At 66.8% G+C, this 13264-nt stretch carries 12 protein-coding genes, 1 pseudogene and 1 riboswitch; of the genes and pseudogenes, 7 read left to right on the forward strand and 6 right to left on the reverse strand.

Features of this window, described 5'->3' with window-relative positions; genetic code table 11:
* The first annotated feature begins 33 nt into the window (after positions 1 to 33).
* From speB to E4J89_RS14775, 4 genes and pseudogenes are all read left to right on the forward strand, one after another.
* Positions 34 to 1095, forward strand: coding sequence for an agmatinase (gene speB / locus E4J89_RS14760; RefSeq protein ID WP_136786912.1), 1062 nt, complete (start codon positions 34 to 36; stop codon positions 1093 to 1095).
* A gap of 65 nt (positions 1096 to 1160) precedes the next feature.
* Positions 1161 to 2807 (forward strand): thiamine pyrophosphate-binding protein, encoded by a 1647-nt coding sequence (locus tag E4J89_RS14765; protein ID WP_136786926.1) that lies wholly within the window; start codon positions 1161 to 1163, stop codon positions 2805 to 2807.
* Positions 2808 to 2974: 167 nt separating this feature from the next.
* Complete coding sequence (locus E4J89_RS14770; RefSeq protein ID WP_169304014.1) at positions 2975 to 3460, forward strand: MarR family transcriptional regulator; 486 nt, start codon at positions 2975 to 2977, stop codon at positions 3458 to 3460.
* A 44-nt stretch (positions 3461 to 3504) separates the two neighbouring features.
* A pseudogene (locus E4J89_RS14775) lies at positions 3505 to 5091 on the forward strand (MDR family MFS transporter); the annotation flags it as partial.
* Positions 5092 to 5287: 196 nt separating this feature from the next.
* Here the strand turns inward: E4J89_RS14775 and E4J89_RS14780 are convergent.
* Positions 5288 to 5716, reverse strand: a complete 429-nt coding sequence (locus E4J89_RS14780; protein WP_136786914.1) for a very short patch repair endonuclease — start codon at positions 5714 to 5716, stop codon at positions 5288 to 5290.
* 210 nt (positions 5717 to 5926) lie between these two features.
* Here E4J89_RS14780 and E4J89_RS14785 point away from each other — a divergent pair, with 210 nt between their 5' ends.
* Positions 5927 to 6871, forward strand: coding sequence for an aldo/keto reductase (locus tag E4J89_RS14785; RefSeq protein ID WP_136786915.1), 945 nt, complete (start codon positions 5927 to 5929; stop codon positions 6869 to 6871).
* 203 nt (positions 6872 to 7074) lie between these two features.
* On the opposite strand, the gene E4J89_RS19770 is transcribed toward E4J89_RS14785, so the two are convergent.
* The 3 genes from E4J89_RS19770 to E4J89_RS14800 all read right to left on the reverse strand — a co-directional run bounded on the left by E4J89_RS19770 (position 7075) and on the right by E4J89_RS14800 (position 9494).
* Positions 7075 to 7983 carry a M23 family metallopeptidase gene (locus E4J89_RS19770; RefSeq protein ID WP_240691910.1) on the reverse strand — a complete coding sequence of 303 codons (909 nt, stop codon included), beginning with the start codon at positions 7981 to 7983 and terminating at the stop codon, positions 7075 to 7077.
* Between the two features lie 4 nt (positions 7984 to 7987).
* A riboswitch (cyclic di-AMP (ydaO/yuaA leader) is annotated at positions 7988 to 8153 on the reverse strand.
* Between the two features lie 150 nt (positions 8154 to 8303).
* Positions 8304 to 8918 (reverse strand): HNH endonuclease, encoded by a 615-nt coding sequence (locus tag E4J89_RS14795; RefSeq protein WP_169304015.1) that lies wholly within the window; start codon positions 8916 to 8918, stop codon positions 8304 to 8306.
* 174 nt (positions 8919 to 9092) lie between these two features.
* Complete coding sequence (locus tag E4J89_RS14800) at positions 9093 to 9494, reverse strand: heme-binding protein (protein ID WP_136786917.1); 402 nt, start codon at positions 9492 to 9494, stop codon at positions 9093 to 9095.
* Between the two features lie 167 nt (positions 9495 to 9661).
* On the opposite strand from E4J89_RS14800, the gene E4J89_RS14805 reads away from it, so the two are divergent.
* Together E4J89_RS14805 and E4J89_RS14810 are read left to right on the forward strand one after the other, a co-directional pair.
* Complete coding sequence (locus E4J89_RS14805) at positions 9662 to 11443, forward strand: FAD-binding dehydrogenase (RefSeq protein WP_240691911.1); 1782 nt, start codon at positions 9662 to 9664, stop codon at positions 11441 to 11443.
* 188 nt (positions 11444 to 11631) lie between these two features.
* A complete protein-coding gene (locus E4J89_RS14810) occupies positions 11632 to 12255 on the forward strand; it encodes an FMN reductase (RefSeq protein ID WP_136786918.1) in 624 nt (207 codons plus the stop codon).
* Positions 12256 to 12465: 210 nt separating this feature from the next.
* Here E4J89_RS14810 and E4J89_RS14815 read toward each other — a convergent pair whose 3' ends face one another.
* Complete coding sequence (locus E4J89_RS14815; RefSeq protein WP_136786919.1) at positions 12466 to 12891, reverse strand: pyridoxamine 5'-phosphate oxidase family protein; 426 nt, start codon at positions 12889 to 12891, stop codon at positions 12466 to 12468.
* A 245-nt stretch (positions 12892 to 13136) separates the two neighbouring features.
* A partial coding sequence (locus E4J89_RS14820; protein ID WP_276606349.1) for a Fe-Mn family superoxide dismutase occupies positions 13137 to 13264 on the reverse strand: 128 nt, incomplete at its 5' end.

The following is a 13264-nucleotide window of genomic DNA, read 5'->3' on the forward strand; positions in this document are numbered from 1 at the left end:
CGCCTCCCTCCCGCGCCGCCTTGAAGGAGAACAATGGAAGAGCTTCGTGTGGAAGCCAACGGCCACCTCGGCCCGATCGACTCGTCCCGAATCCCGCGCTACGCCGGCGCCGCCACCTTCGCCCGGCTGCCCCGGCTGGATCAAGTACAGCAGGCGGACGTCGCCGTCGTTGGTGTTCCCTTTGATTCCGGCGTCTCCTACCGGCCCGGGGCCCGTTTCGGCGCCAACCATGTGCGCGAGGCCTCGCGGTTGCTGCGCCCGTACAACCCTGCCTGGGACCTCAGCCCGTTCGAAGCGGTCCAGGTAGCGGACGCCGGCGATATGGCCGTCAACCCGTTCAATATCAATGAGGCCATCGAGACCATCCAGCAAAACGCGCTGGACCTGACTGCCTCCGGCACCAAACTGGTCACGCTGGGCGGCGACCACACGATTGCGCTGCCGCTGCTCCGCGCGGCGGCCGAGCGCGCCGGGGGGCCGGTGGCCATGCTGCACTTCGATGCGCACTTGGATACCTGGGACACCTACTTCGGCGCCGAGTATACCCACGGGACGCCGTTCCGCCGCGCGGTGGAGGAAGGCATCCTGGACACCGAATCCATCTGCCACGTGGGCACGCGCGGCCCGCTCTACGGCAAGAAGGACCTCGACGACGACCACCGCTTCGGCTTCGGCATCGTCACCAGCGCCGACGTCTACTACCAAGGCGTCCGTGAAGTGGTGGCCAAGCTGCGCGACCGGATCGGCAACACTCCGCTGTATATCTCCATCGATATCGACGTGTTGGACCCGGCCCATGCACCCGGCACCGGCACACCGGAAGCCGGCGGCATCACTAGCCGCGAGCTGCTGGAAATCATTCGCGGCTTCCGGGGCATGAACCTGGTCGGCGCCGACGTTGTGGAAGTGGCTCCGGCGTACGACCACGCCGAAATCACCGGGGTGGCCGGTAGTCATGTGGCCTACGAACTCGTCTCGCTGCTGGCCGACAACGCGGCTGGCGGCGGCTCCGGCAACGGTTACGCCGCTCAGGCGCTGCAGGCCCCGCGGCCGGCGCAGCCCGGCTCCGAGTCAGAGCAGGAGTCCTTCGAGTGACGGCACCGCAGGCCGGGGCCGTTCCCGGTGCAGGCGCGGCCCACGCCGGGCCGGCTGAACCGGCTGTGCGCAACGGCGGGGACCTCGTCGTCGAAACGCTCAGCGCTTTGGGTGCGACGACGGTGTTCGGCATTCCGGGGCAGCATGCCTTGGGCCTGTTCGACGCCTTGTCCAGATCTTCGCTGCATTTCGTCTCCTCCCGGGTGGAGAACAACTCAGCTTTCGCCGCCGACGGATTCTCCCGCGCCACCGGTGAGGTTGGCGTGCTGTTCCTCTCCACCGGCCCGGGTGCGCTGACCTCGCTGGCCGGGCTGCAGGAAGCCTATGCCACCGGCGTGCCGATGGTGGTCATCGCCAGCCAGATCCCGTTGGAAGGTCTCGGTGCCCGCCGGAAGGGCATGCTGCACCAGCTCGACGACCAGAAGGCTTCGGCGGCAAACGTCACCAAGAGCCAGCGGCTGATCCAGCATGCCTCCGGCATTCCGTCGGCCATTCAGGATGCCTGGACCGAGGCAATTTCCTCGCCGCAGGGGCCGGTGTGGGTGGAAGTGCCGCAGAATGTGCTGCTGGACCCGATCGTGGTGCCGCCGGTGGAGGACGCGCTGGCCGAGGCATTCGACAATCCGCCGCGGACCGAGCTGGTCAAGGAGGCGGTTCGCTGGCTCGCAGAGGCCGAGCGTCCCGCCATCATCGCCGGCGGCGGCGCCCGCCGTGGCAAGGCCGAACCCTGGCTGCTGTCGATTGCGGAAAAATTGCGTGCCCCGGTGGTCTGCTCTCCGGGTGGCAACGGGGCGTTCCCTTGGAATCATGAACTGTCGCTGCAGTCGTGGGTGGAGGACCGGTACGTCACCGATGTCCTTGAAGATGCCGATGTCCTCGTGGTGGTGGGCTCCTCGCTGGGCGAAGTGACCAGCAATTACTTCACCATGGAGCCTCGCGGCCGGATCATTCAGATCGACGCCGAACCCCGCGTGCTCGAGTCCAACGGTCCGGCACTGGGCATCCGTGCCGACGCCGGCCAAGCCCTCCACGCACTCGACGACGCGCTCTCCGGGGAGTTGCGCAACCGCCCCGACTGGCACGGGCAGACCCCAGAGCAGTTGGTCAAGGACACGCTGGCGAAGGTCCAGGCCCGGCTGGACGGCCAGGACCTGGCCAAGGAGCGGAACTTCATGGCCGACATCCGCGAGGTCGTCCCGAATGACATGCAGACCTTCTGGGACATGACCATCTCCGCGTACTGGGCTTGGAGCTGCTGGGACTCGCGGGAGGGCCAGTTCCATTCCGCCCAAGGCGCCGGCGGTCTCGGGTTCGGCTTCCCGGGCGCCATCGGCGGCAGCGTGGGTCTGGCCAGCCAGGGCAAACCGGCCCGGGTGCTCGCCGTTTCCGGTGACGGGTCGGCCATGTATTCGATCAGCGAACTGGCCACCGCCCGCCAGCACGATCTGCCCGTGACCTGGCTGATCGTCGACGACGGCGGCTACGGCATCCTGCGCGAATACATGGAAGGCGCCTTCGGCCAAGCAACCGCCACGGAGCTGGCCCGGCCCGACTTCGTCGCCTTGGCTGAGTCCTTCGGCGTGCCCGCCCGGCGGGTAGCGCCAGAGAACATCCGCGCCGCGCTCGAGCAGAGCTTCGCGGCGCAGGGCCCGAACGTCGTCGTCGTGGAGACCCTGCTCAAGATGTTCGCACCCACGCACCTCAACGACTGACTCCTGTCGAAGTATCAGCAGGCGGCTTTCTCAGACCTGAGAAGGCCGCCTGCTGACGTTTCGCTGCGCAGACGCGGGGGAGTGCGCCAGATCTCAACCATTTAGTTTGCCAAGACAACTAAATAGAGCTATAGTTGCTTCAGGCAAGTATAAGAATGAGGTGTGCCGTGGCTGTTGAAAGTGAAACCGCCCAAGAACTGGTATCAAGCGTCTTTACTCTGCAGCGGGCCTTGCGTGCCGCGACGCACCACATGGCTGACCCGTCCGGTCCCGGCTTCGCGCTGCAAGGCGTGATGCGGATCATCGGCGAAGCAGGGGAGCTCCGGGCCACGGAGCTGGCTGCCAAGCTGGGCATCGGTCCGGCGGCACTTAGCCGGCACATCGCGGACCTTGAAGCCGCCGGTTTTGTCCTGCGGAGACCGCATCCCGACGACGGCAGGGCTTCCTTGATCTCGTTGTCCGGGGCCGGCGAGGCCGGCATGCGGGCTGAGGCCATCCGGCGGGCAGCACTGATGCAGGGCATGCTGGGCGACTGGACCGAGGAAGAAGCCCAATCCGCCATTGTCTCCGTGGGCCGCCTTGCCGAAGCCCTCCACAACTCGATCCTGTCAACGAAGCCGGGAACCCACCGCTACGAACCGGCAGGAGTCTGACTCTATTGAACGAATCCACTGAATCCCCAGAACTGAACCGCAGCGTGCTGCTCAAGGAGCGCACGGCGGAAGACAAGGCTGCCGTCCCCGACGGCCCGCCTCCCGCCCCGGGGACGCACGCCGGCGGCGAGCTGATGAGCCACAAGCAGATCCTGCAAGTCCTCACCGGTTTGCTCGCCGCCCTGTTCACCGCGATGCTGTCCAGCACGATCGTGGGCAACGCGCTGCCCACCATCATCGCCGACCTGCACGGCACCCAGACCGATTTCGCCTGGGTGGTCACTGCGGCGTTGCTGGCGAACGCGGCCACCACCCCGATCTGGGGCAAGTTCGCCGACCTCTACAACAAAAAGCTGCTGGTCCAGCTGTCCATTGTCATCTTCGTGGCCGGTTCCGTGCTGGCCGGGCTTGCCCCGGACATGACCACGTTGTTGGCCGCGCGGGTGGTCCAAGGCACCGCGATGGGCGGCCTGACCGCACTGGTCCAGGCCATCATCGGCACCGTCATCCCACCGCGCGAACGCGGACGCTACGCCGGCTTCATGGGCGCCGTCATGGCGGTGGCGACCGCCGGCGGCCCGTTGCTGGGCGGCTTCATTGTGGACAGTCCGCTGGGTTGGCGCTGGACCTTCTTCGTCTGCGTGCCGCTGGCCGTGATTGCGCTGTTCATGCTGCAGAAAACCCTGAAGATGGGCCACGAGCGCCGGCAGGTCAAGATTGACTGGCTGGGGTCCGTGCTGCTGACTGCAGGCGTGTCCATCCTGCTGATCTGGGTCTCCTTCGCGGGCCAGCCCGGCCACTACGAGTGGCTCTCTGGCACCAGCGCGCTTATGGTGGGCGCCGGCGTCGTGCTTCTGGTGCTTTTGGTGTGGGTCGAGTCCAAGGCATCGCAGCCGATCATCCCGCTGAAGATCATCACCGAACGCACCACCGCGCTGTCCATCATTGCGTCGATCGCCGTGGGCGTGGCGATGTTCGGCTCCACCACCTTCGTGGGTCAGTACTTCCAGGTGGCCCGCGGAGCGACGCCGACCGAGGCCGGGCTGCTGATGCTGCCGATGATTGCCGGCAACCTGATCGGCGCCACCGTCTCCGGCCAGTTGATCACCCGCTACGGCCGGTGGAAGCGCTACCTGATCATCGGCGCCATCCTGGTGATCGGCGGCACCGGGCTGGCGGGCCTGATGGACCACCAGACGTCGCTGTGGCTGGCTGGCATCTACCTGTTCGTGCTCGGCTCGGGCATGGGCCTGCTGATGCAGAACCTGGTGCTTGGCGTACAGAACACCGTGCGTGCCAAGGACATCGGTGCGGCCAGCGCCTCGGTTGCGTTCTTCCGTTCCTTTGGCGGTGCCATCGGCGTCTCGGTGCTGGGTGCGGTGCTGGCTGGCCGGGTCAATGTCCTGGCCACCGCCGGGATGCAGGAGGCCGGCTTCCCGGTTTCCGGCGACGGTACCGGTGCCACCCTGGATCTGGCCGCATTGCCGCCCGCCGCGGCAGAGGTGATGCGGGTGGCCTACGGCGACGCGACCGCCCTGATTTTCCAGATCTCCGCGGTCATCGCGGTGGTGGCACTGATCGCGGTGCTGTTCATCAAGGAAAAGCCGCTCCGCCGGACCATCGACATCAAGCCGACCACCGAGCGTCCGGTGGAACCGGGCATGGTCGGTGGCACCGAACCGGTGATGACCGATTCGCTTCCGGTGGCCGAAGCCGCCCGGCCCACGGGCGGCGGGGAGCACGATGTGCCCGCGGCTGGCGGGCAGCGCGGGGCATAACGACGGCGGAGCGCCTCGCCTCAGGTGATTGCCACCGGGGCGGGGCGCTTCAGTCCAGGAACTTCACCAACCGGTCCTCGAGGGCAGCCACGTCGCCGGCCTTCTTGAACTCGCACTCCCACACGGTGAGGACCTGCCAGCCGGCCTCCTGCAGGGCCGCCTCCTGCACTTTGTCCCGGGCAGCCGTCCGGAACCGTTTAGCTTCCCAGAACTCCGCGTTGGATTTCGGCGCATGCTGGCCGACCTTGCAGTCGTGGGCATGCCAGAAGCAGCCGTTGACGAAGATGACCTTGCGGCGCCCCGCGAAGACCAGATCCGGCTTGCCGGGCAGCTTCTGGCTCCCGGCGCTGCCATGCAGGCGGTAACGGTACCCCCTGGCATGCAACAGCTTCCGGACCAGCAGTTCGGGCTTGGTGTTCTTGCCGCGGATCTTGGCCATGTTGGCGCTCCGCTGCAGTGGGGTCAGCGAGTCAGCCATGGTTCAAGTCTAGGTTGCACGGGCGAGCCGGGTCGGAGGGTATCAGCCGGCGGAATGGCGATCGAACGGAAGGGCCACACCTGGTAAACATGACGTTTTTCCCCGTGACCGCGCTCTCATTCGCGACCGGAATCCTTGCCGCCGCACTATCCTTAAACGCTGATGCGGCGGACGAAGATCCGCCGCCTATCCCCTTCGAAAGGACGCTCGATGCGCTTGATCGGCACCTCGGACCTCAAGATCTTCCCGCTCGCGCTGGGCGGAAACACCTTCGGCTGGACCTCTGACGAATCCGGCTCGCAGCAGGTACTGGATGCCTTCGCCGATGCTGGCGGTAATTTTATCGACACCGCTGACAGCTACTCCGCCTGGGTCCCGGGCAACACTGGTGGCGAGTCCGAACGCATCATCGGCCGCTGGATGGCCGAGCGGAAGAACCGGGATTCGGTGGTCATTGCCACCAAAGTCGGTGGACACCCGGAGCTTCAGGGCCTGTCGGCGGTGAACATCGCTGCTGCCGCCGAGGCATCGCTGCAGCGGCTGGGCACCGACTACATCGACTTGTACTACGCCCATTACGACGACGAGGGCACGCCGCTCATCGAGGCCGCTGCCGCTTTTGATGCTTTGGTGAAGGAGGGCAAAGTCCGCCAGATCGGGCTCTCCAACCTGTCCCCGGAGCGGATCACGCAGTGGATCAGCATCGCCCAGCAGAACGGCTTCGCGCTGCCCGTGGCGCTGCAGCCGCACTACAACCTGGTGGCCCGCAAGGACTACGAGCAGGGTTACGCGCCGCTGGCCCGAGAGCACAACCTGTCGGTCTTCCCTTACTTCTCACTGGCCGCAGGCTTCCTGACCGGCAAGTACCACAGCACCGACGACGCCGAGGCAAGCCCGCGCGGCGGCATGGTGGGGGATTACCTCACCACGAACGGTTTTGCGGTGGTGGACGCCGTGGAAGCGGTCGCCTCCGCGCGCGGCATCTCCATCACGACGGCGGCGCTCGCCTGGTTGCTCAGCAAGCCAGGCATCACCGCGCCGCTGGCCAGTGCCCGGACGCCGCAGCAGTTGCCGGAGCTGATGGCTGCCGCGGACGTGGATCTGACCGCCGAGGAAGTTTCCGCCTTGGACCAGGCGTCGCGGCACTTCGCCTGAGCACTCCGCTTGAGGGCGGTCCACACCGAACGACGGCGGCGTCCACCCTTGGGTGGGCGTCGCCTCGGGCTTTAAACGAATGACGGCGATATCCGCCACAGGGGTGGGCGTCGCCTCTGGCTTTAAACGAATGACGGCGACGTCCACGGCGTAGGTGGGCGTCGCCGTCAGGTGGCGGAAGCTCCGCCGTCGTTGCTGTGGGCCTAGAGCCAGCCAGCCGGATCCACGGTCTGGCCGTCCTTCACAACCTCGAAGTGCAGGTGGCAGCCGGTGGAGTTTCCGGTGGTGCCCAGCTCGCCGATGCGATCGCCCTGGGCGACCTTCTGGCCCAGCGAGACACCGATCGACTGCAGGTGGTTATAGGTGGTCTTCAGGCCGCCGCGGTGCTCGACCACAATACGATTGCCGCCGCCGCCCACCTGGAAGCCGGCCTCAACGACCTTGCCGCCGTCGGATGCGTTGACCGGGGTGCCGCAGCCCATGGCGTAGTCGATGCCGGTGTGCAGTTCGCCAGCTGCCCCGGTAATGGGATTCGAACGGTAGCCGAAGCCGGAGGTCTGGTTCATGTTTGGGATCGGGGCCTTCAGGGTGCCGGTGGCGAAGCCTTTGGTCTTGGCCTTGGCGGCGTCGGCCTTCTTCGCTGCCGCGATGGCTGCAGCCTTCTTCTTGGCAGCAGCCTCGGCCTTGGCCTTCTTGTCCGCTGCAGCTTTCTTCTCCGCTGCGGCCTTCTGGGCGGCGGCGTCGGCCTTCTTTTTCTCGGCGGCCGCGGCCGCGGCCCTGGCCTCTTCTTGGGCGGCCTTGCTGGCCAGTTCGGCCCGGTCGAACCGGAGGTTGACGTCTTGGGGAACCTGGAGGCCCAGCGCACTGGTGTCGGACGCGCGATCCATGCTGGCCGGTTCGCCTGAACCGCCTGCGTGGGCTACCGGGATAGCGATGACGGCCAGCAAACCGGCCGTTGCGGCGGCAACGCCCGCCTTGCGGGCAACTGAGCGGGCCGGGGCGGGCGCTTCGGCGCGGCGTCGGCCGCTGGGCTCGTTGGTGAGGCGGGAGATCTGGGTAAGAGCTGAGGTGCGGGTGTCGGAACGGCGACGACCGCGGACAGGGGTATTCACAGGGTATTCCTCTCATGCGCCTGCGAAGTTAGCTGTCGGATTCGAGCGAGAGTTCACTCGGTCCTGCCCGCATGGCCGTGGGAAGCCGGCCTGCCTCTGAGGACTTCACCCCGAGGTGCCCCCTGCACCGTAAGTGGTTCCTCCGCCCCTGCCTTCGACGTAGAGCTCGAAATCGTATGGTCCGCTGGCAGGGTTCGACGGGCGGACCGGATGCCTGCCTTACGTAGCAGGAACTTCATCTAAGTTACTGGAGCGACACGAAGTGTTACAACTTCGTTATCCGTGTTCCTTGTCACCCAGACGTGCTGCCGGGGTGCCGCTCAGCCCATCAACCATGCCGCGGTATGCGTGCGGCCGGAGATCTCATTCCGCTCGCCGGCCTGGACCGGCACACCGGGCGGAAAGTAGCTGCGCCGGCGTTCTTCCAACCGTTGCTGCGACTGCGGCGAGGGAATCGAGGTGCCCTTTCTCCGATCGCAGTTCCTGCAAGCCGCGGCGAAATTGGCCATCACGGTGGCGCCGCCTTTCTTCCAGGGGAAGAAATGGTCGCCGGTAGTGGCGGGGTTAGGACAACGCCCGTGCCTGCCAACCTCAAGTTCGCACTGGCCACCGGCACGGGCCAAACCTTCGCGGCGTTGCTCCTTGGGAAAGGTGCGCAGCGGATCCCGGCGGCGCAGATCGCGGGACCGGCGGATGCGTGCGGCAACGCCAACAGTCACCAAGACCAGGAGAGGCGGACCGAGCCAGCCCAGTACGGGCCAGGCCGCCTGAAGTAGCGGATCCGGGCCGCCGCCAGTGAGCATTAGCCGCATCCCAGGCAGCAATCCGGTAGTCAGCAAGACTGAGACCACGGCATAGGCAAGCCAGGCCAAGGCCGCCACAAAGGCCCACAGCGTCACCCGCCGCGACCAGTAGATCATCCCCAGTTCAGACATACATTCACCCGAAGCCCCCCAGCTCCACGAGCCCATTCGCCGCCCACACTAGCCGGGCCACCCTGTGAATTCCTCGGCGCCAGCCCGGCGGGCCGGTGTCGCCCGGCCCGGCACCCCAAGAGGCGCCGAGTAGGCCGGTTCGTCCGGCGCCCCAAACACCGGACCTGACCTTGCCTACAGTGCGGCTGCTCCCGCCTCGGCCACGGACTGGTCCTGCTCGCCGGAGCCGCCGCTGACGCCGATCGATCCCACCACCTGGCCGTCGCGGGAGAGCGGAATGCCGCCGGCAAAGATCATGATTCGGCCGTGGTTGCTGGCGTGGATGCCGTAGAACTGGTTGCCCGGCTGCGCGTTGTCGCCCAGGTCCTTGGTTTGGATGTCGAATGCCCGAGAGGTAAAGGCCTTGTTCATTGAGATGTCGATGCTGCCCAGCCAAGCCCCGTCCATCCGCACATGCGAGACCAGGTTCCCGCCGGCGTCGGCCACGGCAATGTTCATTGGCTGGCCGATTTCGGCGGCCTTGGCCTCCGCAGCGGCAATGACCCGCCGTGCATCTTCCAGAGTGACAGTTTCCATGTTTGCTCCTTGATCGAAGGCCGCGGTGCGAGCCTCACCAGGGGTGGATAGGAGCCACCGTAGACCTCTCGGCGCCGGGCTGGCTAGGGTTGCATCCCACCGGCCTTCACCCCGCTATTCCGTCCGGCCCCTTGTGGCCCCGAACATGATCCGCAAGGGTGGACCCCATGAGTGCGAACGCAGCGCCGGGCCGGATGGTGGGCGCGGATGTCATTGTGGTGGGCGCCGGACTCGCCGGACTGGTTGCCACTGCCGAATTGACCGAGGCCGGGTGCCACGTGCTGCTGGTGGACCAGGAATCGGAAGCGAACCTGGGCGGCCAGGCCTGGTGGAGCTTCGGCGGCCTGTTTCTGGTGGATTCTCCGGAGCAGCGGAGGCTGGGCGTCAAGGATTCGGTGGAGCTGGCCTGGCAGGACTGGCTGGGCACGGCCGGCTTCGACCGGCCGGAGGACTACTGGCCGCGCCGCTGGGCTGAGGCCTACGTGAATTTCGCCGCGGGCGAGAAGCGGGCGTGGCTGCATGAGCGCGGACACCGGATCTTCCCGGTGGTGGGTTGGGCCGAGCGTGGCGGCTACGAAGCGAGCGGCCCGGGCAATTCGGTGCCCCGTTTCCACATCACGTGGGGGACCGGTCCCGGCATCGTGGAACCGTTCGTGCGCCGGGTGCGGGAAGCGGCCGACGCCGGACTGGTCACCTTCGCTTTCCGGCACCGGGTCGACGGGCTGCTCACGCAAGACGGCGCGGTCACCGGTGTGCGCGGCAGCATTTTGGAATCGACGACGGCGGAACGCGGCCGCGCGTCCTCCCGCACCGTGGTGGGGGACTTCGAGTACCCGGCCGGCGCCGTCGTGGTGACCTCCGGCGGAATCGGCGCGGATCTGGACGCGGTGCGGCGGAACTGGCCGGAGCGTCTGGGCACGCCGCCAGGGCACATGGTTGCCGGCGTTCCCGAATACGTGGACGGGCGAATGCTCGGCATTGCGCAGGCGGCCGGCGGGCGGGTGATCAACCCGGACCGGATGTGGCACTACGTGGAGGGCATCCGGAACTGGGATCCGGTGTGGGCCAGGCATGGGATCCGAATCCTGCCCGGACCCAGCTCGCTCTGGCTGGACGCCACCGGCAAGCGGCTGCCGGCGCCGCTGTTTCCCGGGTTCGACACGCTCGGCACGCTGGCGCACCTGCGCTCCACCGGACACGATTACAGCTGGTTCATCCTGAACAAGAAGATCATCGAGAAGGAATTCGCGCTCTCCGGCTCGGAACAGAACCCGGACCTGACCGGGAAATCGGTGCGCGACGTACTCAAGCGCGCCACCACGGACGTGCCCGGACCGGTGCAGGCCTTTTTGGACCATGGCGTGGACTTCCTGCAGGCCGGCACCGTCCCGGAGTTGGTGGCCAAAATGAACGAACTGGTGCGGACCCATCCGCTCGGCGAACCGGACGGGTTGCCCGCTGCACGGGATTCGTCCGCAGGGCAGGCCCAGCTGCCCGCGGAACCGGTGTTGCCGGCGTTCAGCGAAGATCGGGACGGTCCGGTGCTGGATCCGGCCGACGTCGAGGCCGAGATCCTGGCGCGCGACCGCGAGGTGAGCAATGCCTACGGCAAGGACGCGCAGCTGATGGCCATCCGCGCGGCCAGGCGCTACCTGGGCGACAAGCTCGTGCGCACAGCCAGACCGCACCGGTTGCTGGATCCTGATGCCGGGCCGCTGATCGCGGTGCGGCTGTCGGTGCTGACCCGCAAGACGCTGGGCGGACTGGAAACAGATCTGCAGTCACGCGTGCTGACGGTGCACGGCCAGCCGGTGCCCGGACTGTATGCCGCGGGGGAGGCCGCGGGCTTTGGCGGCGGCGGTATGCACGGTTACCGCTCGCTCGAAGGTACTTTCCTGGGTGGCTGCCTCTTTAGCGGCCGCGCCGCAGGCCGCGCTGCCGGTTCCTGACCGGGCAGGCCCACTGCCCGCCGCAACACGCGGCGCACCACCTGGGGCACGTGCAGTTCGGCCGTTTCCGCCCGCCGCATCGACTTTGCGGGCCGGTGAGGGGGAGGCAACGGCCGGCTGGAATAAACCCGCTGCGACTCCGGTTCTCCCCGTAGATGCAATTGCATGAACAATCGAGGAGAGCCACAGTGTCAGAACGTAAGATCGTCGTCATTTCCGCCGGACTGGGCGCACCGTCCTCCAGCCGCATGTTGGCCGACCAGTTGGCGGCCTCTACAGTGGACCGGTTCCGGCTGCAGGGCGTCGAGGCCGAGGTCCGTATGGTTGAGCTGCGCGATTACGCCGTCGACATCGCCAATAACATGGTGACCGGTTACGCGGCACCGAAGCTGGATGAGGTGCTCAAGGCCACCGTTGCAGCGGATGCCCTGATCGTCGTGACCCCGGTCTTCAGCGCCTCCTACAGCGGCCTGTTCAAGTCCTTCTTCGACGTGGTGGAGCCGCGCGCGCTCGCCGGCAAGCCGGTGCTGATGGGTGCCACCGGCGGCAGCGCCCGGCACTCGTTGGCTCTGGACTACGCAGTCCGCCCGCTGTTCAGCTACCTCCGGGCGCGCACCGTGCAGACCACAGTCTTCGCAGCCCCGGAGGACTGGGGTGCAGGCGAGGCCGGAACCGGCGGACTGTCCGAGCGCTCCGACCGCGCGGCTGCCGAACTGGTTGATCTGGTGCAGGGAGCTCCGGTGACCGAGCGCGGCCGCGGCGGCGTCGAGTCCAAGAGCTTCGAGGAGATTCTCGCCAGCGTCGGTCACTGAAGCGGCGACCGCCACTGAGCCTCAGCGCGGGCCCGGTCAGGAGCGTAGAGCGAGCGCAGCAGCCCGCTCAATGCCCCGGACCGGGCCCAACTCATGCCCAACTCCCACCCGGGGCGGGCCCAACTCACGCCCCGGACCTGGCCCAGCTCATGCCCCGGACCGGGCCCAACTCACGCCCAACTCCCACCCGGACCTGGCCCAACTCGAGAGCTAAAAGCGTTCAGGCTGCTCGCCAAACTTGAAGTGTCGGCCGCTGATGCTGGTGGGCTTCACTTCCACATAGAAGTCCTTGAGCGTGGGAATCCAGGTCTCGACCGGCAGCGCCTCCGCAGCCGCAATTTCCTCCTGGGTCTGCAGCACACGCGCGGTGCCTTTAACCACCACACTCCACGCTTCGCCGCTGCCGATGCCGTCCGTCTCGAACAGAACCCGTTCGTTGATGGTCAGCTCGGCCAGCTTGGTGCCCGGCGCTGTGCGCAGGACCAGCCTGCCGTCGCGGGCTGCGTAGTTGATTGGAAAGATGTCGGTTTCGCCGGCGGCGGTGAGGACCAGGCGCCCGTGCTTGGTCTTTTCCAGCAGTTTCCACGATTGCTCGTCAGTGAGCTCAAGGATCGGGTCGTCATGTTCAAACATCATGCGGTCATCCTTCTACATTCTCGTGGAAGAAAGGAAGCCTTTGGGGACCAGCGGTACACCGGCCCCGAAAAGTGCCGGCGCCGACTTCCAGGCTTGGCTCTTGGCACGGTGCCGTGCAACGGCCCATTCGCCGCGAATTAAGCGGCAAGACACCGCCGTCGTGCCGGGTATCCGGTTTGACGGCGGTGCCTTGCTGGGTCAACCCCCGTGCAGCGGCACGGCAGGTCGGTGTTACTGGGCCGGTGTTACTTGGCCGGGGTGATCAGCGCGGAAGCGCCGGTGCGGGCGGCGTCGAACCGGGCAGCGACGTCGGCCCAGTTGACGATGTTCCAGAACGCCTTGACGTAGTCGGCCTTGACGTTGACGTAGTCCA

Origin of the sequence: Arthrobacter sp. CAU 1506, assembly GCF_005047635.1 — a bacterium.
GTDB lineage: Bacteria > Actinomycetota > Actinomycetes > Actinomycetales > Micrococcaceae > Crystallibacter.